This is a genomic window from Variovorax sp. CAN15 (assembly GCF_030462475.1).
Lineage (GTDB): Bacteria > Pseudomonadota > Gammaproteobacteria > Burkholderiales > Burkholderiaceae_C > Variovorax.
Window position 1 is genome coordinate 1 of record NZ_JASMRZ010000097.1, and the last position, 18,376, is coordinate 18,376.

Consider the following 18,376-nt stretch of genomic DNA (forward strand, 5'->3'; position numbering starts at 1 on the left):
CTGGCCGCCGCTGAGCTGGGTGACCATGCTGTCGCGCCACTTCGCCAGGCCCACGCTCTCCAGCAGCGCGGCCGCACGCCGCTCCATGTCGTCCCTGAAGAAGCCTGCATCGCCGAGCATGGGCATCGCCACGTTCTCCAGCGCGGTGAAGCCGGCAAGCAGGTTGTGGTACTGGAAGATGAAGCCGATGTCGTGCCCGCGCAGCCGCGTGAGCGCGCGCTCGTCGAGCAGGCGGGTTTCCTCGCCGCAGATGCGCAGCGAGCCGCTGGTGGGCCGGTCGAGCAGCCCGACGATGTTCAGCAGCGTGCTCTTGCCCGAACCCGACGGCCCCATGACGGCGCAGAACTCGCCGCGCGCCAGCGTGAGGTCGATGCCGTGCAGCACCTGCGTCTCGTTCGGCAATCCGAGGTTGAAGGCCTTGCGCACGTCGCGAAGGCTGACGACAGGCTCAGCCACGGATCGCCACCACGGGGTCGAGCCGCGCCGCTCGCAGCGCCGGCGCGAACGCCGCCACCAGCCCGGTCAGCGTGGCCAGCAGCAGCGACGCCACGAACAGGCCCGGCTCGATGGCCAGCGGAAAGAGCGGCGTGCCGTCGGGGTTGAGCGCATAGCGCTGCCACAGCAGCAGCGCCACCAGGCCGATGCCCGCCCCGCCCATGGACCCGAGCAGCCCCAGCAGCCCGCCCTGCAGCAGGAAGACTCGCAGCACCTGGCCGCGGGAGATGCCCATCGCGCGCAGGATGCCGATCTCGCGCGACTTCTGCACGACCGACACCACCAGCACGCTGGCGATGCCGAAGGCCACCGACAGGCCGACGAAGAAGCGGATGGCGGTGTTCGAGGTCTTCTGCGCCTGCACCGCGGTGAAGAACTGCGCGTTGGTGGCGATCCAGCTGTCGGCCTCCACGCCGGTGGCCGCGGTGATGCGCTGCGCGATGGTGTCGGCGGCGTAGATGTCCTTGACCTTCACCTCGAGGCTGGAAACGCCGCCCACGAGGCCCAGCAGGCTCTGCGCCGTGCGCAGCGCCACGAAGGTGGTGCGCTGGTTGACGGGCTTGCTGCCCAGGTCGAACAGGCCGGTCACCATGAGCGTCTGGTCGCCGCCGCTGGCCGACGAGACCCGCAGCTTGTCGCCGACGCCAACGCCCAGGTCGCTCGCCAGGTCGGTGCCGATCAGGATGTCGCCCGGCGTGAGGCGCGTGCTGCCGCGCGTCATCTTCTCGGGCAGCGCCACGATGAGGAAGTACTGCGCCGGATCGATGCCGTTGACCGAGACCGCACGGCTCGCCTCGCCGCGGATCGCGAGCGCGGAGCCGCTCGCCGTGGGCGACACCACCTCCACGTCCGGCATGGCGCGGACCTGCGCCGCAACCGACTGCCACTGGTCGATCGACTTGAGCCTTTGCAGCGGCGCCTGCACCACGGCCTCCTCCAGCGCATCTCCGGCGCCGAGCGGACGCGCCACCTCCTTGAGCGGCAGCAGTTGGATGTGCGACTGCGCGGTAAGCACGCGGCGGATGAAGTTGGACTGCAGCCCGGTGAGCAGCGCCGACATGAATACGATCACCGCCACCCCGATCGCTATGCCCGCAACGATGAACAGTGTCTGCATCCGCCCTTCCCGCAGGAAGCGAAGCGCGACGATCCATTCGAAGGGCAGCCAGCGGCTCTTCATGGCGACGGCACGCGGGCATCCGGAGGCAGGACGGCCGTGGCGCGCAGGCGGGAGCCGTCCCCGATGCCGGGCGTCTTCGCCGGCAGTACCAGGTCGCCCGGCCGCAGCCCGTCGAGCACCTCGGCGAAGCCGTTGCCGCGAAGCCCCAGGTGCACCGGCTGGCGCCGCGCACGGCGGCCATCGACCTTCAGGACCCAGGCATTGGCAAGGTCCGCGTCTCGCAGCGCATCGGACACCACCAGCACCGCCTGCGGCCGCTGCGCGACCTGGATGTCGACCGACACGGTCATGTCCTGGCGCAGGTAGGCCGGCGGCTGCGCGACGTCGAGCTTGACCTCGACCGAGCCGCGCTGCACGTCCACCCCCGGGTTGATGTAGACCAGCTCGGCGCTCATCCGCTCGCCGGGATAGGCGTCGGCCGAGGCGATGGCCTTCTGGCCCGGCGCGAGCATCTGGAGGTTCTTCTCGTCGATCTGCACCACCAGCTGCGTCTTGCCGGCCGGCGACAGCACCATCAGCGCCTTGCCGGGCTGCACCACGTCGCCGGGCTCCACCGCGCGGTCGATCAGCGTGCCCTCCACCGGCGCGGCGACGGTCGCATAGACCAGGCGGGAGCGCGCCACGGCCGCGCCCGCCACCGCCTGCGCCAGCGCGGTCTCGGCCACCGCGTGGTCGCTGCCGCCGTCGCTCGCGCTCTCGAGCTGCCTGCGGCTCGCGCGGAGCTGCGATTCGGCGAGGTCCACCACTTTGCGCAGATCGTCCAGCGCCGCCTGCCCGACGAAGCCCTGGCGGAACAGGTCCGTGTTGCGGCGCAGCTGCGCACGCGCGTTGTCCAGGTTGACCTCGGCCTGGCGCACGGCCTGCGCCGCCACCGGCGCCTGCACCTCGCGCAACTGCCGCAGCCTCGCCCTCGCCTGCGACACGGCCGCATCGGCCTGCGCGAGCGCGGCCGACCATTCCGCGCTCTCGAGCTCGATCAGCACCTGCCCCGCGCGCACTTGCTGGCCCTCGGCCACTGGCACGTTCTTGACGACGCCGGTGACCTGCACGCCGATGTTCACGCGATGCGGCGCCTCCACGTGGCCGCTGGCGACCACCGACTGCACGAAGTCGCGCCGAACCACCATCGTCGCGTCGACGCCCGGCCCCAGTAGAAACCGCGAGCCCAGCCACGCACCGGCCGCGATCACGCCCATGGCGACGAACGCGATCGGGATGCGGGGCCTCGCGGTCTTCCACAGCCGGGCGACCCACGCGGGGCGCGGCGATTCGATTCGGGAAGACATGGGCGCGTCCATTCGTGCTCGGCAGGTATCGGGTCGGCTGCAGTCTCCACGCACCGGCGCCGCGCGGCTTGACACACATCAAGGCCCCGGCGATCCGGGAACGATGTTGATGTGGCGCAAGCCCCGCTGCGCCGGCCGGCGGAAGAATCTGCCTGCCCGTCGCGCCGGGGCCGGCGGCAGGCATCCGTTGAAAGCGGCCCGAGGAGAAACCCATGTCCGTCTACAAGCACGTGCTGGTTCCGCTGGATGGCAGCCCCACGGCCGACTGCGGCCTGCAGGAAGCCATCCGCCTGGCCGGCGAACTCGGAAGCAGGCTGCGCCTGCTCCACGTGGTCGACGACTTTCCGATGCTGATGGAGATGTCGAGCATCTCCAGCTTCGAGGCCGGCCTGCAGAAGGCGCGCGAATACGGCGAATCGGTCCTCGCGCGCGCCCAGGCCAGGGCGACGGCCGCCGGGGTCGAGGCCGAGACGGTGCTGCGCGAAGTCACGCAGGAGCGCATCGCCGAGGTCGTGACCGAAGAGGCCGCGAAGGCTGAGTGCGACCTGATCGTGATGGGCACCCACGGCCGCCGCGGCCTGAGCCGGCTGGCGCTCGGCAGCGACGCCGACCGCGTGGCGCGAAGCAGTCCCGTGCCCGTGTTGCTGGTGCGCGCGAAGACGACGCCAGGCTGAAGGCACATCGCCAAACACACCACCACGACAACAACCCACAGGAAGAAGCATGACCTCAGACACACTGCGCAACCTGCTGGCGTCCGCGGCCCTCGCCGCCGGCGCCTGCGCATTCGCCGCCGACTACACAGCGCCCGGGCAGCTCAGTCCACCGGAGAGCGCGATGCAGAAAGCGGGTGACGCGACGCGCGCGGAAGCCGGCCGGGCCGCACGCGACGCGGAAAAGGCTGCCCGCCAGGCAATGAATGCCGCCAGGTCCGCCGCCGACAAGAGCAAGGCCACCGCCGGCAAGGTGTCGAAGGCCCTGGCCGAAGGCATCCGCCAGGCCGCGCGAAAGGCGGCCGAAGCGGCAACGCGCCTGGAAGAAAAGACCGCGGCATCGGCGGCCAAGGCGGTCGACGAAGGCAAGGACGCCGCGCGTGCGGCCCAGGAAGAAAGCGGCAAGGCCGCCCAGGCATCGAGGGAAGCCCTCGCCCGGGCGGAGGAATCGGTGAACCGGTCCGCGCAGGCCGGCAAGGAAGAAGCCGAGAAGGCAGCACAGGCCACGCGCGAGGCGCTCGACAAGGCTGAAGAAGCCATGCGCTCGGCCGCCAAGGCTGTCGCCGACGCCTCGGCGCGCACGCTCGAAGCGGCGAAGCGCAAGGCCCGTCCCACGGGCACCGAAGGAAAGTGACGCCCGTGCCAGATCGCCGGAGAGAACGACCATGAATCCCGACATCCAACTCAGGCACGACGTCTTCGCCCAACTCAACTGGGACCCCGCCGTCAATGGCTGCGACGTCGACGTGTGCGTCAAGGACGGCGTCGTGACCCTGCGCGGCCAGGTGGCCGACGAGGCCCGGCGCGCCGCCGTGGAGCGGGCCGCGCGCCGCACCGAAGGACTGACGACGCTGCTGAACAGGCTCGTCGTGCTGCCGCCGAGGCAGACGGCGCCGGAGTCCGGCCCGGCCGGCGCGTATCCGACCTGAGTCCGCAGCGGCTGCAGGCAGCGGCAAAGGCTGTGCCTCGTGCCGCCGACTCTGCGAGGCAAGGTGCCGTCAGTGCGCCATCAGCAGGGGAACGCCCGAGCGCATCAGCACTTCGCGGGTCACGCCGCCCAGCAACTGCTGCTGCACGCGGGCATGGCCGTAGCCTCCCATCACGATCAGATCGCTGGCGAGCACCTCGGCGCGGTCGAGCAGCGCGTTGGGGATGCGCAGCGGCGTCGCCAGGCGCTCGACACTGGCCTGGACGCCGTGGCGCAGCAGCCAGCCGCTCAGGTCCTCGGGGTCGGGCGCCGACGGCGAGGCTGCGGCCGGCTCCCTGCGCAAGGACAGCAGCGTGACATGCGTGGCAACGCGCAGCAGCGGCATCGCGCCGCGCAGCGACATGGCCGCTTCCCTACTGCCGTCCCAGGCCACGAGGATCCTGTCGAGGCTCGCAGAAGCGAGACGCACCGCACTCGGAACGATGAGAACCGGCCGCCCCGCGTTCAGCATGACGTCCTCGGGCAGCCGGTTCGCCGCTTCGCACACTGCCGCGGCCTCGTCGGCCTGCCCGACGACGATCAGGTCGCTGGCCCGGCCGTGGTGGACCACGGCCTGCACCGGATCGCCGTCCACAAGCCGTGCATCGCTGGAGGACGCAGCAGGCCGTATCCGGCTGTGGAACACATGGGCGACGGTTTCGGCCCTCCTGCGCAAGTACAGCGAGGCCTCGACGATCGTGCGGTCCAGATCTCCTGAACCACGCGGCGCCGGACCTGTTCCGGCCGGGGCCCAGGTGGGCACGATGCCCATCAGATGGCTGCCGTGCAGCCTCGCGAGCCGTGCCGCCAGGCGCGTGCGGACCTCGCAGCACTCGGTGTGGTCGAGGTGCACCGAGATGGTCGAAAGCGTCATGCCCGCCGCCTTGCCGTGGCGGCCTTGCGGCCTGCGTTCACCCGGTGCGCGGAAGGCGCGGACGCCAGGGCACCGTGCAGCGTGCGCAGTGCTTCGCTCACCACGGCCTTTCGCGAAGGCTGGGCCGGCGCGGCCTGTTGGGCGGCCGCCGCGGGCACATGCGCAGGTCGATCCGGCTCCCGAGGCCGCAGCACCCGCATCGGCGCCATGGCCAGCGCGGGCCAGTCCTCGGCGCGCATGACCGCATCCGTCTCGGCGCGGGTCAGCGCGATGCAGTCCTGCAGCGCCCGCGATCCGATCGTCTCGAACATCGAAATGGCGTGCAGCCAGATGCCGTACTGGGCCTTGCACAGTGCCAGCGGGAAGGTGAAGTCGGTGCTCATGGCGTGTTCTCCTGGCCCGAAGGGCCTTGCACGAATGCTGGCGCGGCACGGCCTTGCCGGGTTTGCGCGGGATCAAGGCAACACAAAGCCGCGCTTCCTGTATCGGTTGTTACGGGTTTGACCGACATCAACCCGATGCGCGCCCATGTGCCCATACTGGAGCGTCGATCCATCCCCCCGGGAACTTCGACATGCCCTCTTCTTCCCCCGAACCGGCGGCTCCGGACGACTTCGCGCTGCTCGACGCCTGGTGGCGCGCCGCCAACTACCTGTCGGTGGGCCAGATCTACCTGATGGACAACCCGCTGCTGCGCGAGAAGCTCGCGCTCCAGCACATCAAGCCGCGCCTGCTGGGGCACTGGGGCACGACGCCGGGCCTCAACTTCGTCTACGCGCACATGAACCGCGCCATCAACGCGCGGGACCTCGACGCGATCTTCATCGCGGGCCCCGGCCACGGCGGCCCGGGCGTGGTCGCCAACACATGGCTCGAAGGCAGCTACAGCGAGGTCTATCCGGAGGTGGGGCGGGACGCCGCGGGCCTGCGGCGGCTGTTCACCCAGTTCTCCTTTCCGGGCGGCATTCCGAGCCACGCGGCGCCCGAGACGCCGGGCTCCATCCACGAAGGCGGCGAGCTGGGCTATTCACTGCTGCATGCATACGGCGCAGTGTTCGACAACCCGTCGCTGCTCGCCTGCTGCGTGGTGGGCGACGGCGAGGCCGAGACCGGCGCACTGGCGGCGAGCTGGCACTCCAACAAGTTCCTGAACCCCGAGCGCGACGGCGCGGTGCTGCCGGTGCTGCATCTCAACGGCTACAAGATCGCCGGCCCGACCGTGCTGGCGCGCATTGGCGAGGACGAGCTGACACAACTGCTGCGCGGCTACGGCCACGAACCCTACTTCGTGGTGGGCGACGAGCCCGCCGACATGCACAGGCAGATGGCGGCAGCGCTGGACACGGCGCTGGATGGCATCCGCGCCATTCAGGCCGATGCCCGTGCCAACGGCTTCCGCGTGCGCCCCCGGTGGTCGATGATCGTGCTGCGCTCCCCCAAGGGCTGGACCGGACCGCGCCAGGTGGACGGCGTGCAGATCGAGGGCACTTTCCGCGCGCACCAGGTGCCGCTGGCCGATTTCTCCACGAAGCCGGTGCACGTCGAACTGCTGGAGCGGTGGCTGCGCAGCTATCGCCCGGAAGAGCTCTTCGATGCGGACGGCGCGCTCCGCCCCGAGATCGCCGCGATCGCGCCCAGGGGCGATCGCCGCATGAGCGCCAATCCGCACGCCAACGGCGGACTGCTGCTCAGGGACCTGGCGCTGCCGCCCTTTCGCGCGCACGCGGTGCCCGTGGCGGCGCCGGGCGCGACCGACGCCGAGGCCACGCGCGTCGCGGGCGCCTTCCTGCGCGAGGTCATGCGCGCCAGCGAACGGGAGCGCAACTTCCGCGTGATGGGGCCGGACGAGACCGCCTCGAACCGGCTCTCGGCCCTGTTCGAGGTGACCGGGCGGACCACGGCCGCGCAGGTGTGGCCGGGCGACGAGAACCTCTCGCCCGACGGCCGCGTGATGGAGGTGCTGAGCGAGCACCTTTGCCAGGGCTGGCTCGAGGGCTACCTGCTGACGGGGCGGCACGGCTTCTTCTCGTGCTACGAGGCCTTCATCCACATCGTCGACTCGATGTTCAACCAGCACGCCAAGTGGCTCAAGGTGACGCGCGGCATCGGCTGGCGCCGGCCGATCGCGTCGCTGAACTACCTGCTCACCAGCCACGTCTGGCGCCAGGACCACAACGGCTTCAGCCACCAGGACCCGGGCTTCCTCGACCACGTCGCGAGCAAGAAGGCGGAGGTGGTGCGCGTTTACCTGCCGCCGGACGCCAACACGCTGCTGTCGGTGGTCGACCACTGCCTGCGCAGCCGCGACTACGTGAACGTCATCGTGGCCGGCAAGCAGCCCGCGCCCCAGTGGCTGGACATCGAGTCGGCCGCCCGCCACTGCACCACCGGCCTGGGCATCTGGGAATGGGCGAGCAACGACGAAGGCGGTGCGCCCGACGTGGTGATGGCCTGCGCCGGCGACGTGCCGACGCTGGAGACGATGGCGGCGGTCGACCTGCTGCGCGAGAAACTGCCGCAGATGAAGGTGCGCGTGGTGAACGTGGTCGACCTGATGGCGCTGCAGTCTCCGGACGCTCACCCGCACGGGCTGCCCGATGCGGACTTCGACGCCATCTTCACCATCGACAGGCCCGTGATCTTCGCGTTCCACGGATATCCGGCGTTGATCCACCGGCTGATCTACAAGCGGCGCAACCATCCCGGCTTCCACGTGCACGGCTACTGCGAGGAAGGCACCACCACCACGCCCTTCGACATGACGGTGCTCAACCGGCTGGACCGCTTCCACCTCGCCGCCGACGCGATCGCCCGCGTACCGGGCCTGTGCGACAGCGCCGGCCACGTGCAGCAGCACCTGCGCGACAGGCTGCTGGAGCACAGGGCCTACATCACCCGCCACGGAAAGGACATGCCGGAGATTGAGGAGTGGCGCTGGAGCAGGTAGCCCCGGTACCGCACGCCCCCCGCCCGCCGGCTACCACTGGTAGCCGGCCTGCACCCTTGCGCCGACCTGCGCGCCGGAGCCGGCGGCGACGGAGAGTCCGCCGCCCATCTGCCAGTGGTCGTCCAGTTGGTAGGCAAAGCCCACACCCAGCGCGCTCTGGCCCGCATAGTGGGCCGCCGCGGCACCGAACCAGCGGCGGCCGGCCTGCAGCATCGGCACCGACGGCATGGCCATGGCCTGGGCGACGCCGCGCGCCGCGAACTCGCGCACCGCCTGCACCTGGGCGCCGAACTGCGCACTCGTGCGCTCCAACTGCGAGAGGTTGACCGCGTCGGTAGGCAGCGTGCCGGGTGCGACGTTGACGATCTGGCGAGGCGCTGCCGCGCTGCCCACGCTCACCGTGGAAGGACGGTCCGCCACCGAGCCCTGCCCCAGCGCGACCGACTCCGGCGCCACGGCCCGGGCGTTCGCGCCCAGCGCCACGGCATTGACTCCGCTGGCCAGCGAGGCCGCGCCGATGGCCGTGGTCGGGTCGGCCAGGGCCCGCGCACCGTCGCCGATCGCCAGCGAGCCCGCGTGGAGCGCCTGCGCATCGCGGCCGATGGCCTGGGCGCCATCGCCCTGCGCCGAGGCGCCGATGCCCACTGCGACGGCCCCCATGCCGCTGGCGCTGGCCGCAGCCTGCCCGGGCACCGAGCAGCGCAGCGCCCCGCCGTTCACGGTGCAAACGCCCAACTGGCCGTTCACCACCGCCTGCAGCTGCACCGACTGCTCCTGGATCTGCGTCGTGTGGGTCTGCAACTGCTGGGTCATGTCGATCACCTGTGCGCCCTGGTTGGTCGCCAGGGTCAGGGCCTGCTCGGCCGTGGTGCGCACGCCGTACAGCTGCGCCCCGTTGACCGCGTCGCTCGATGTGGCGCTGACATCACCGGCGACGACTCCGCTGATGCGCCCCGCGTTGACGATGCCCGTGCCCCGGTTGTCGATGCCGCCCTGCGTGACCAGCCGGCCGCCCACCACCGCGCCGCCGCCGACGGACAGCGTGCCGGCATTGACCTGGCCGCTGGCCTCGACGTCCGCGACGTTGGTCAGCGTGCGCTGGTTGCCCKTGGAGCCGAAGGACACCACGTTGGCGCGGCCGCCGTCGCTGCTCTGGGCGCCGATGGCCACCGAGTTCTCGCCGCTGGCGGTGCTCAGCGCGCCCAGGGCCATGGAGCGCAGGCCACTGGCCCATGCATTGCGGCCCATCGCAAGTGCTGCATCGGCATTGGCGAGACTGGCGTAGCCCAGCGCCATGGTGCCGTCGCCGGACGCGCGCGCCGCCGAACCCAGCGCGGCACTGCCGTATCCGCTGGCGTCGCTGTCGGCCCCGGCAGCGAGGCTGCGCTCGGCGCGAGCCTTGCTGTTGACGCCCAGGGCACTGGCGCGCGGGCCGATCGCCTGGCTGTCGCTGCCTACCGCGACAGCGCGGTCCCCGCTGGCCGCGCTGTCCGCGCCGATGGACACCGCCTCCACGGCCGAGGCCGCGCTGCGATAACCCATGGCCACCGAGGATTCGCCACTGGCCTTGGCCACGTTGCCCACCGCCAGCGCCGAGCCCGCGCTGGCCTCGGTGAACGAGCCGATCGCGGTGGCCGAGCTCGCGCTCGCGTTGCTGCTCAGGCCCATGGCGGTCGCGCCGTTGCCGCCCGCCTGGGCACGAATGCCATAGGCCGACGCATTGCCCCCGTAAGCCGTGGTCGAGCGCCCGATGGCGATGTTGCCCGTGGACAGGTCGATGCCGGCCTGGGACTCGGGGCCGCCGGCAATGTTGCTGTGGCAGTCGGCCTGCACCACATTGGGCGCGCTGCTGAAGCCGGAATACGCGCCGTCGTCGCGGCTGCCGTAGAGCGTGCCGCCCGGACACACGTTGGGGTTGAGCACCTGGGCCTGCACGGCGGGCACGGTGCAAAGGCTCAGGGCGCACAGCAGCTGCGCGGCAGGCCTCAGGCGCGGTGATGGTTGGCGTTTCATGGTCTGTTCTCCTCGCTCGCGCGGCTCTGGAAGCCGCCCGGGCGATGCTGCCCGCGCGGCGTGCCCGGCCCGTACCATGCTTTGTGGTAGCCTGCGGCGCCCCGGCCGTGCCTCCCGCCCGGCCCGCCCCTCCCCGATCGCGACCCGCGTGCCATGCCCTCACGGACACCACCCTCCGATCCCGACGCCCACCCCACCCGTACAGCCGAGCCGCTGTCGCTGCTGCGCCTGGCCCGCACCACCGGCAGCGAACGCTTCCAGCACGAGCTGCTGCGCCGCCTGCTGGACGAGTTCCGCGCCGACCACGGCGCCATCAATACCTGGCATCCGCGCAGCTTCGTTTCTTCGGTAGGCATCGGCTACGACCTGGCCGCGATGAGCGAACAGTGGAACCGCATCAACGGCGCCGAGCTCGACTTCATCACCTTCGCCATGCGCGCGCAGCCCGAGCAGGCCGCGTTCGCCAACGACGACGATCCGCGCTGGAAGCGGACGCCGCCCGCCTGGCGCGAGTTCCTCTCGAGCCACGGCATCGTCCACCAGATGGGCGTGGCGATTCCCTTCGAGGGGAGCGAGACTTTCGTGCACCTGTATCTCAACCGCGGGCCCGGCTCGCCTGCGCACACCGAGCGCGACGCGCGCGCGCTGACAGCGCTTGCGCCGCAGATCCGCGAATCGCTGCTGGTCAACCGCCTGTACGCGCATGCCCGGCAGGGCCTGGACGAGGAAGCGCAGCCGCTGGCCCTCACCGACGCGGACGGCTGGGTGCTGTTCGCCAACCGCGCCTTCTGTGCCGCGTGGCCGGCGCTGTCGGCCCTCGCGGGCGCGACCTCTCCGCGCCTGCCGCAGGCCTGGCTGTCCGGCCATCGGGCGGCAGTGCGGCAACTGGAGGCCGCCGGATGGTCGATCGATGCCTCCCAGGACGAAAGCGGCCTGCGCGTCGCCCTGCGCCGCAGCCCGGTGCGCGAGGGCATCGCGGCGCTGACCCCGAGGCAGTCCGAGATCGCCCGGCTCTACTGCATGGGGCATTCCGGCAAGGACATCGGACTCCGGCTCGGCCTGTCTCCTGGCACGGTGCGGGTGCACCTGCGCAATGCCTACGGCCGCGCGGGCGTGGGCAGCCGGGCCGCGCTTCGGGCCTGGCTGGGCCTCTGAGGCGAGAGGCCCGCGCGGGCCTGAAGACGCGGCGGATACCGCGGCGCACGCGGCCCGCGGGCACCGCCGAAGGTACCCAGGTATGGGATGCCTCGGCACAGAGTGCGTGCTACGCTCAGCTCAGACCGGAACATCCAGGAAATTCGTGCCGTATTTCCTCGTCAGCGCATGAAAAACAATCCCCACATCGCGGTTCTCGACGACGAACCCGACATCACCGAGCTGCTGGCCGGCTACCTGCAGGGACACGGCTTCCGCGTCAGCCAGGTGCACGAGGGGCGGGCCCTGATGGCGCTGATGGAAACCGACCCGGTCGACCTCGTCCTGCTCGACCTCGGACTGCCCGGCGAAGACGGATTCACCATCGCCCGCCGCATGCGCGAGAGCTGGCGCTGCGGCCTCATCATCGTCACCGGGCGCGGCGACGCGGTCGACAAGGTGGTGGGCCTGGAAGTGGGAGCGGACGACTACGTCACCAAGCCTTTCGACCTTCGCGAGCTGGTGGCCCGCGTGAAGGCCGTGCTCAGGCGGCTGGCGCCCGCCACGCCGGCACCGGTGGCTGCGGCTGCGGCTGCGGCACAGCCGGCGCCCCCCGACAAGCTTTGCTTCGCAGGCTGGCAACTGGACACGGGCTCGCGCAGCCTTCGCAACCCGCAGGGCGAGCGCGTGGTGCTGACCGGCGGCGAGTTCGACCTGCTGCACGTCTTCACGCTGCACCCGGGCCGCGTGCTTTCGCGCGACTTCCTGCTGGAGCACACGCGCGGGCGCGAGGCCACGCCCTTCGACCGCACGATCGACGTGCAGGTCGGCCGGCTGCGCAAGAAGATCGAGGCGGACGCGGACGATCCGCAGCTCATCAGGTCGGTGCGAGGCGCGGGCTACATGCTGGTGCCGCCGGTTTCCCATGGCTGACCCTTCGGACAGCCCCCCTGTCCTGCCCCAGGCGCCCGGCGCGCCCATCCGGCGCCTGCCCTCGGGCATCGACGAAGGCAGTGTCTTCCGCTCGCTCTTCGTGGCCTATCCCGATTCGCTGCTGCTCGTGGACCAGTCCGGCAGCATCATGCTCGCCAACCCCTCGGCGGCCGCGCTGCTGGGCTACGCGGAGGAGGAACTGCTCGGGCTGAACGTCGACGCGCTGGTGCCCGACAGCATCCGCCCGCGCCACGCTTCCTACCGCGAGGCGTATGGCCGCGCGCCCCGCCCTCGCCCCATGGGCACGCACATGGAGCTGGTGGCCAAGCGCAAGGACGGCAGCGAGGTGATGGTCGAGATCGCGCTCAGCCCCCTGCAGAGCCACGGCCTGCCCTTCGTCGTGGCCGCCATCCGCGACATCGGCGCCTACCCGCGCGTCAAGCAGGCGCTGCAGCGCGCCCGCTACAGCGAGCACCTGGCCCAACTCGGGCGGCTGGCGGTCGATACGCGTGACCTGCAGGCGGTGCTGCAGCAGGTGCCCGAGATCATCACCCGAGCCCTGGAGGTCGAGGTGGCGATGGTCTGGCTGCTCGATGGCAACCGTCTCGAGTTCCGGGTGGCCAGCGGTGTCGGGCTGGTGCCGGGCGAGGAGATCGGCGCGCACGTCGCCAACCGCCCGGACACGCCGCCGGGCTTCGTCCTCTCGCAGGGCCGGCCCGTCGTGGTGCCCGACTACGCCGACGAGGCGCGCTTTCGCGTGCCTGCGGCCTACATCGACGCCGGCCTGGTCAGCGCGCTCGCCGTGCCGCTGTCCGACCGGGGGCGCGTGATCGGCATGCTGTCGGTGCGCTCCAGGGAGTCCAAGCGCTTCGGCGACGAGGAGGTGCGCTTTCTCGAGTCGCTGTCCAGCCTGCTCGCCACCAGCCTGCAGCGCGTGCAGACGGAAGAGGAGCTCAACCATGCGCAGCGGCTCGAGAGCGTCGGCCAGCTCACCGGCGGAATCGCGCACGACTTCAACAACCTGCTGACCGTCATCCAGGGCAACCTGCAGGTCCTGGAGGAACTGCCGGAGCTGGCGCACAGCAGCCATGCCCAGCGGCTGCTGGCCGCCGCTGCCCGGGCGTCGCGCCGGGGCGCCGAACTCACCGGCAAGCTGCTGGCGTTTTCGCGTCGCCAGGTGCTGCAACCCGTTGCCGTCGACACGCATGCGCTGCTGCACTCGCTGGCCGACATGCTGCGCCGGACGCTGGACCAGCGCATCCGCATCGAGATCGACACCGCGCCCGGCCACCCGCTGGTGATGGCCGACCCGGGCCAGCTGGAGTCGGCGCTGCTCAACATCGCGATCAACGCGCGCGACGCCATGCCCGAGGGCGGCACGCTTCGCTTTCGCACCGAGATCTGCGAGGCGCTGCCGACGGGCCTGCGCAACGAGCGGAACAACCCCGGCAACAACGGCACCACGCATTTCGTCGCGATCTCCATCGCCGACAGCGGCACAGGCATGCCCGACGACGTGAAGGAACGCGCCTTCGAGCCCTTCTTCACCACCAAGGAAGCCGGGCGCGGCACGGGGCTCGGCCTGAGCACGGTGTACGGCTTCGTCACCCAGTCGCGCGGCGCCGTGTCGATCGACAGCAAGGTGGGCCAGGGCACCACGATCACGCTCTACCTGCCGCAGCAGCTGGAGGAGATGGAAGAAGAATCTGACGCGCCCACCGCCATGGAAGAGCTTCCGGGCAGCGAAGCGCTCCCCTCCGGGCTGCGGGTGATGCTGGTCGAGGACGACTCCGAAGTCCGCAAGGTGGTCGAAGCCTTCCTGGCCGCGCTGGGCTGCGAAGTGGTCTCGGCCGCCACCGCCGACCAGGCCTTGTCCGTCCTGGACGCGGGAGCGGGCCCCTTCGACCTGCTGCTCAGCGACATCGCGCTGGGCGCGGGCATGCGCGGCACGCGGCTGGCGGCGGAAGTGCAGCAGCGCTTTCCGCGGATGGCGGTGCTGCTGATGTCGGGGTTCTCCTCGGAACTGCTGGACGCCGATCGCGAGGTGCCGCAAAGCTGGGAGCTGCTGCGCAAGCCGTATACGCGCTCCGACCTGGCGCGGGCCATGGCGAAGGTGCTGGCCGGGCGCATCTGACGCCCGGTCTCGGCGCTCTTCCTACTGCAGCATGGCCGGCGCGGGCGCGAGGCAGCGCTGCACGAAGGCGCTCAGCGCGCCCACGTCGGGAATCTGCACGTCGCGGCGCCCCTTGGTCGCGAAGCCGATCACGTTGTCCCTCGCCAGCCGCGACAGCGCGCGGCTCACGCTCTCGAGCGTCATGCCCAGGTAGTTGCCGATCTCGGCGCGCGTCATGCGCAGCGTGATTTCGTCGCCGCGCATCCCGCGCTCGGTCAGGGTCTGCGCCCAGTAGCGCAGGAAATCGGCGACGCGGGCATCGGCCGGCAGCGTGCACACGGACATCAGCGAGTCCCTGTCGTGCGCGATCTCGCGGCTCATCGCGGCATGCAGCACCTGCAGCAGATCCGGATGCGCGGCACAGGTCGCCAGCAGGACTTCGTAGGGCACCACCCAGATCTCGCCGGTGTCCATGGCCACGGCGTCGCATGCGTAGCGTCCGCCGGCGATGCCGTCGAAGCCCAGCCAGTCGCCGCGGAACTTCAGGCCCACCACCTGCTCGCGCCCGTCGGCCGAGAGGTTCACGATCTTGAAGAAGCCCGAATTCAGGATGTAGAGATTGCCGAAGCGCTCGCCCGCCTGGTAGATCGTGTCGCCCGTGTGCACCACGCGCCGCTGCGGCTTGAGCTGCGCGCCCAGCAGCTTCAGCGTGTCCATGGTGTTGCGGCCCGCGCATTCCTGGCCGCCGGCGGGCAGGGTCGGGTTCGGGGAAAACTGCGCGGTGTTCGTGGGAGTGGTGTTGAGCATCGAGACTCCTTGGTGGGCTGTCGCGTTTGGATGAATCGATGCTAGGGAGCCATCGAAAATGCAATAGCAATGGCTCGAGTCCCGGAGTGACACTTGGTCAATGCAATGTGTCCGGCTTGTATCAGCGGCACGTGGCGAGACCTCTGTCACGCCGAAGCGGTCCGATGCCTTGACCTGAATCAAATGCGGTGCCGCCCGCATGCCTAACCTTGGCAAGTCATACATGCCCCTTGCCATGCCCTCTTCCAACATCGCCCGCAGCCCGGAGGTCGAGCCACAGCTCTCGCCGCTGAGCGTGGCCAGCCTGCTGTCCCGGGCGCGCATCCTGCAGCGCGCCGCGCTCGGCGGGACCACTCGCCCGCTGCTGCGCGGAAAGAACCTGGGACTTCTCTGCGAGACACCGCCCGACGAAGCGCAAGTGCTGTTCCGCCGCGCCGCGGAAGAGCTCGGCGCACATGTGGCCGTGATGCGCTCGAGCCTCTCCGTGGCGAGTTCCCCGCAGGAAGTGCAGCACACCGCCCGCATGCTCGGCCGGCTCTACGAAGCCGTGGAATGCCAGGGGCTGGACTCCGTGCTCGTGCAGCGCATCGCGGAACACGCCGGCATTCCGGTCTTCGAGGGCGCCGCGATGAAAGACCATCCCGCCGACCGGCTCGCCGAATTGCTCGGGGACACGACCCCGCAGGCCGACAACCGCCGCTTCGTCCTCCAGGCGATGCTGCTGGAAGCCATCGGCTGAACGCCGCGGCGCCCGCCGCACCTGCGCTTGATCCAGCGCAATACGCGCTCCTCCACCCCTTCCTACAGTGGACACCACGGCCGCCACGGCTGAGCCAGGACGACCGGCTCCATCCATCCACTGCAAGGAATCACTCATGAAGACCGATACCCAATTGCGCAACGACATCCAGGCCGAGTTGAACTGGGCCCCCGAGGTCAAGTCTTCCGACATCGGCGTGATCGTCAAGGACGGCGTGGTCACGCTCACCGGCCATCTCTCCAGCTACGCCGAGAAGTACGCGGTCGAGCGCGCCGCGCAGCGCGTGTACGGCGTGAAGGCGCTGGCGGTCGAACTGACGGTGAAGCTGCCCTTCGACAACCAGCGCTCCGACGCCGACATCGCGCTGGCGGCCGAACGCGCGCTCGAATGGAACGTGCTCGTGCCCGACGGCAAGATCCGCCCGATGATCGAGAACGGCTGGGTCACCCTGAACGGCGAGGTCGAGTGGGACTACCAGCGCAGCGCCGCGGAGGTCGCGGTGCGCGACCTGATGGGCGTGACCGGCGTGTCGAACCTGGTGAAGGTCAAGCCCAGGGTGAGCCCTGCCGACGTGGAGAAGAAGATCCACGAGGCGCTCTCGCGCCAGGCCGACCGCGAGGCCCGCAAGCTCTCCATCTCGGTGGACGGCTCGCACGTCACGCTGCGCGGCACCGTCCACTCCTGGACCGAGCGCGACGCGGTGCAAGGCGCCGCATGGGCCACGCCGGGCGTCACGGTCGTGGTGAACGACCTGCTCGTGGACGCCTGAGATGCGCGTCGCGCTCGTCACCGGCGGGACCTCCGGCATCGGCGCGGCCACGGCCGAGGCCCTGCAGGCGGCGGGCTACCGCGTGGCGGTGAACTTCGCGAACCGCGCGCAGGCCGCGCAGGCCTTCGCCGCGCGCACCGGCATTCCGGCCTTCTGCTGGAACGTGGCGGATTTCGCCGCCTGCCAGGCCGGTGTGGCACGGGTCGAGTCCGAACTCGGCCCCATCGACGTGCTGGTCAACAACGCCGGCATCACGCGCGACACGATGCTGCACAAGATGAGTTTCGAGCAGTGGCGCGAGGTGCTCGACGTGAACCTGGGCGGCTGCTTCAACATGTGCCGCGCCGTCATCGGCGGCATGCGCGAGCGCCGCTTCGGCCGCATCGTGAACATGGGCTCGGTCAACGGCCTGTCCGGGCAGGCGGGCCAGGTGAACTACGCGGCCACGAAGGCCGGGCTCGTGGGCTTCACCAAGTCGCTCGCGCTGGAAGGCGCCTCGCGCAACATCACCGCCAACGTGGTGGCGCCGGGCTACACCGACACCCCCATGGTGGAGGCGGTCGCGCCCGAGGCGATGGCGAGGATCCTGTCGGACATTCCGGCCGGCCGCCTCGCCACGCCCGCCGAGATCGCGCGCGGCGTGGTGTTCCTCGTTGCGGACGAGTCGGCGTTCATCAACGGCATCACGCTGTCGATCAACGGCGGCAAGTACATGGCCTGAGGCGGCGACGCCCCTGCCTTCATCCTTTCCGGCGAGCCTGCCATGCACACCACGTCCCAGGCACATTCCTTCGATTGCGCCGAACGGCTCGCGCCGACCATGCGCGCCATGGTGCTGAACGCGGCCCTGCTGCCGCTGGAGCCCGAGCGGCGCAGCATTCCGCAGCCCGGCCCGGGCGAGCTGCGGCTGCGTGTGCTGGCATGCGCGGTCTGCCGCACAGACCTGCACGTGGTCGACGGCGAGCTGCCGCTGCCCGTGCTGCCCATCGTGCCGGGGCACGAGATCGTGGGCGTGGTCGAGGCCCTCGGGGCGGGCGTCGAGGGCCACCGCGCCGGCGAGCGCGTGGGCGTGCCGTGGCTGGGCCACAGCTGCGGCTGCTGCGCCTTCTGCGCCGACGGCCGCGAGAACCTCTGCGACGCACCGCGCTTCACCGGCTATCACCGCGACGGCGGCTTCGCGAGCCATGTGATCGCCGAGGCGGCGTTCTGCCTGCCGCTTTCCATGCCCGAAACCGACAGCGGGTTCGCACCCGGTGCTTGCGAGGCAAAGGGCCAGCAGCCGGTCGATCTGCGGCAACAGCGCGTCTAGCCGCGTCAGCGATTCCGTGGCTTGGGCGAGGAAGGCTCGCTCGAGCGCGGCCAGCAGCTCGCGCACAGGCGTTTCG

The 18,376-nt window shown here is 70.7% G+C and carries 18 protein-coding genes; 11 read left to right on the plus strand and 7 right to left on the minus strand.

The genetic code is table 11. The features are described from left to right. From QMO14_RS29855 to QMO14_RS29865, 3 genes are all read right to left on the minus strand, one after another. Nucleotides 1–456, minus strand: a 456-nt coding sequence (locus QMO14_RS29855; RefSeq protein WP_301511618.1) for an ABC transporter ATP-binding protein, incomplete at its 3' end; no start/stop codon positions are given. Further along, nucleotides 449–1,675, minus strand: a complete 1,227-nt coding sequence (locus QMO14_RS29860) for an FtsX-like permease family protein (RefSeq protein WP_301511619.1) — start codon at nt 1,673–1,675, stop codon at nt 449–451. The genes QMO14_RS29855 and QMO14_RS29860, both read right to left, overlap by 8 nt. Continuing rightward, a complete protein-coding gene (locus QMO14_RS29865; RefSeq protein ID WP_301511620.1) occupies nt 1,672–2,961 on the minus strand; it encodes an efflux RND transporter periplasmic adaptor subunit in 1,290 nt (429 codons plus the stop codon). Before QMO14_RS29865 ends, QMO14_RS29860 begins: the two co-directional genes overlap by 4 nt. A gap of 212 nt (nt 2,962–3,173) precedes the next feature. On the opposite strand from QMO14_RS29865, the gene QMO14_RS29870 reads away from it, so the two are divergent. The 3 genes from QMO14_RS29870 to QMO14_RS29880 are packed head-to-tail and all read left to right on the plus strand — an operon-like array spanning nt 3,174 to nt 4,603. Beyond that, the gene (locus tag QMO14_RS29870) at nt 3,174–3,635 is read left to right on the plus strand and encodes a universal stress protein (protein WP_301511621.1); all 462 of its coding nucleotides are present in this window, start codon (nt 3,174–3,176) and stop codon (nt 3,633–3,635) included. Between the two features lie 49 nt (nt 3,636–3,684). Next, nucleotides 3,685–4,308, plus strand: coding sequence for a hypothetical protein (locus QMO14_RS29875; protein ID WP_301511622.1), 624 nt, complete (start codon nt 3,685–3,687; stop codon nt 4,306–4,308). Between the two features lie 31 nt (nt 4,309–4,339). Next, complete coding sequence (locus QMO14_RS29880) at nt 4,340–4,603, plus strand: BON domain-containing protein (protein ID WP_301511624.1); 264 nt, start codon at nt 4,340–4,342, stop codon at nt 4,601–4,603. A 69-nt stretch (nt 4,604–4,672) separates the two neighbouring features. Here the strand turns inward: QMO14_RS29880 and QMO14_RS29885 are convergent, their stop codons facing one another. Together QMO14_RS29885 and QMO14_RS29890 are read right to left on the minus strand one after the other, a co-directional pair. Beyond that, a complete protein-coding gene (locus tag QMO14_RS29885; RefSeq protein WP_301511625.1) occupies nt 4,673–5,515 on the minus strand; it encodes a universal stress protein in 843 nt (280 codons plus the stop codon). Beyond that, a complete protein-coding gene (locus tag QMO14_RS29890; protein ID WP_301511626.1) occupies nt 5,512–5,898 on the minus strand; it encodes a hypothetical protein in 387 nt (128 codons plus the stop codon). The genes QMO14_RS29885 and QMO14_RS29890 overlap by 4 nt, the downstream gene beginning before the upstream one ends. Before the next feature lie 191 nt (nt 5,899–6,089). Here QMO14_RS29890 and QMO14_RS29895 point away from each other — a divergent pair, with 191 nt between their 5' ends. Beyond that, nucleotides 6,090–8,462 (plus strand): phosphoketolase, encoded by a 2,373-nt coding sequence (locus QMO14_RS29895; RefSeq protein WP_301511627.1) that lies wholly within the window; start codon nt 6,090–6,092, stop codon nt 8,460–8,462. Between the two features lie 30 nt (nt 8,463–8,492). Here the strand turns inward: QMO14_RS29895 and QMO14_RS29900 are convergent, their stop codons facing one another. After that, nucleotides 8,493–10,475, minus strand: coding sequence for a YadA family autotransporter adhesin (locus QMO14_RS29900; protein ID WP_301511629.1), 1,983 nt, complete (start codon nt 10,473–10,475; stop codon nt 8,493–8,495). 153 nt (nt 10,476–10,628) lie between these two features. On the opposite strand from QMO14_RS29900, the gene QMO14_RS29905 reads away from it, so the two are divergent. From QMO14_RS29905 to QMO14_RS29915, 3 genes are all read left to right on the plus strand, one after another. Next, nucleotides 10,629–11,630, plus strand: a complete 1,002-nt coding sequence (locus tag QMO14_RS29905; protein ID WP_301511631.1) for a LuxR C-terminal-related transcriptional regulator — start codon at nt 10,629–10,631, stop codon at nt 11,628–11,630. A 168-nt stretch (nt 11,631–11,798) separates the two neighbouring features. Continuing rightward, a complete protein-coding gene (locus tag QMO14_RS29910) occupies nt 11,799–12,542 on the plus strand; it encodes a response regulator (RefSeq protein ID WP_301511633.1) in 744 nt (247 codons plus the stop codon). After that, nucleotides 12,535–14,676 carry a PAS domain S-box protein gene (locus QMO14_RS29915; protein WP_301511634.1) on the plus strand — a complete coding sequence of 714 codons (2,142 nt, stop codon included), beginning with the start codon at nt 12,535–12,537 and terminating at the stop codon, nt 14,674–14,676. Before QMO14_RS29910 ends, QMO14_RS29915 begins: the two co-directional genes overlap by 8 nt. Before the next feature lie 21 nt (nt 14,677–14,697). On the opposite strand, the gene QMO14_RS29920 is transcribed toward QMO14_RS29915, so the two are convergent. Continuing rightward, nucleotides 14,698–15,462, minus strand: coding sequence for a Crp/Fnr family transcriptional regulator (locus QMO14_RS29920; RefSeq protein WP_301511635.1), 765 nt, complete (start codon nt 15,460–15,462; stop codon nt 14,698–14,700). Between the two features lie 235 nt (nt 15,463–15,697). Here QMO14_RS29920 and QMO14_RS29925 point away from each other — a divergent pair, with 235 nt between their 5' ends. The 4 genes from QMO14_RS29925 to QMO14_RS29940 all read left to right on the plus strand — a co-directional run bounded on the left by QMO14_RS29925 (nt 15,698) and on the right by QMO14_RS29940 (nt 18,300). Continuing rightward, nucleotides 15,698–16,201, plus strand: a complete 504-nt coding sequence (locus tag QMO14_RS29925; protein WP_301511636.1) for an ornithine carbamoyltransferase — start codon at nt 15,698–15,700, stop codon at nt 16,199–16,201. 136 nt (nt 16,202–16,337) lie between these two features. Then, complete coding sequence (locus tag QMO14_RS29930) at nt 16,338–16,991, plus strand: BON domain-containing protein (RefSeq protein ID WP_301511637.1); 654 nt, start codon at nt 16,338–16,340, stop codon at nt 16,989–16,991. 1 nt (nt 16,992) lies between these two features. Further along, nucleotides 16,993–17,712, plus strand: coding sequence for an acetoacetyl-CoA reductase (phbB, locus tag QMO14_RS29935; RefSeq protein WP_301511638.1), 720 nt, complete (start codon nt 16,993–16,995; stop codon nt 17,710–17,712). A 42-nt stretch (nt 17,713–17,754) separates the two neighbouring features. Beyond that, complete coding sequence (locus QMO14_RS29940; protein ID WP_367618181.1) at nt 17,755–18,300, plus strand: alcohol dehydrogenase catalytic domain-containing protein; 546 nt, start codon at nt 17,755–17,757, stop codon at nt 18,298–18,300. Nucleotides 18,301–18,376 lie beyond the last annotated feature (76 nt).

Excerpts from the sequence above, each read along its gene's own strand:
- QMO14_RS29860 (WP_301511619.1), bottom strand. The coding sequence starts at position 1,675 with ATGAAGAGCCGCTGGCTGCCCTTCGAATGGATCGTCGCGCTTCGCTTC.
- QMO14_RS29865 (WP_301511620.1), bottom strand. The coding sequence starts at position 2,961 with ATGTCTTCCCGAATCGAATCGCCGCGCCCCGCGTGGGTCGCCCGGCTG.
- QMO14_RS29870 (WP_301511621.1), top strand. The coding sequence starts at position 3,174 with ATGTCCGTCTACAAGCACGTGCTGGTTCCGCTGGATGGCAGCCCCACG.
- QMO14_RS29875 (WP_301511622.1), top strand. The coding sequence starts at position 3,685 with ATGACCTCAGACACACTGCGCAACCTGCTGGCGTCCGCGGCCCTCGCC.
- QMO14_RS29880 (WP_301511624.1), top strand. The coding sequence starts at position 4,340 with ATGAATCCCGACATCCAACTCAGGCACGACGTCTTCGCCCAACTCAAC.
- QMO14_RS29885 (WP_301511625.1), bottom strand. The coding sequence starts at position 5,515 with ATGACGCTTTCGACCATCTCGGTGCACCTCGACCACACCGAGTGCTGC.
- QMO14_RS29890 (WP_301511626.1), bottom strand. The coding sequence starts at position 5,898 with ATGAGCACCGACTTCACCTTCCCGCTGGCACTGTGCAAGGCCCAGTAC.
- QMO14_RS29895 (WP_301511627.1), top strand. The coding sequence starts at position 6,090 with ATGCCCTCTTCTTCCCCCGAACCGGCGGCTCCGGACGACTTCGCGCTG.
- QMO14_RS29905 (WP_301511631.1), top strand. The coding sequence starts at position 10,629 with ATGCCCTCACGGACACCACCCTCCGATCCCGACGCCCACCCCACCCGT.
- QMO14_RS29910 (WP_301511633.1), top strand. The coding sequence starts at position 11,799 with ATGAAAAACAATCCCCACATCGCGGTTCTCGACGACGAACCCGACATC.
- QMO14_RS29915 (WP_301511634.1), top strand. The coding sequence starts at position 12,535 with ATGGCTGACCCTTCGGACAGCCCCCCTGTCCTGCCCCAGGCGCCCGGC.
- QMO14_RS29920 (WP_301511635.1), bottom strand. The coding sequence starts at position 15,462 with ATGCTCAACACCACTCCCACGAACACCGCGCAGTTTTCCCCGAACCCG.
- QMO14_RS29925 (WP_301511636.1), top strand. The coding sequence starts at position 15,698 with ATGCCCTCTTCCAACATCGCCCGCAGCCCGGAGGTCGAGCCACAGCTC.
- QMO14_RS29930 (WP_301511637.1), top strand. The coding sequence starts at position 16,338 with ATGAAGACCGATACCCAATTGCGCAACGACATCCAGGCCGAGTTGAAC.
- phbB (WP_301511638.1), top strand. The coding sequence starts at position 16,993 with ATGCGCGTCGCGCTCGTCACCGGCGGGACCTCCGGCATCGGCGCGGCC.
- QMO14_RS29940 (WP_367618181.1), top strand. The coding sequence starts at position 17,755 with ATGCACACCACGTCCCAGGCACATTCCTTCGATTGCGCCGAACGGCTC.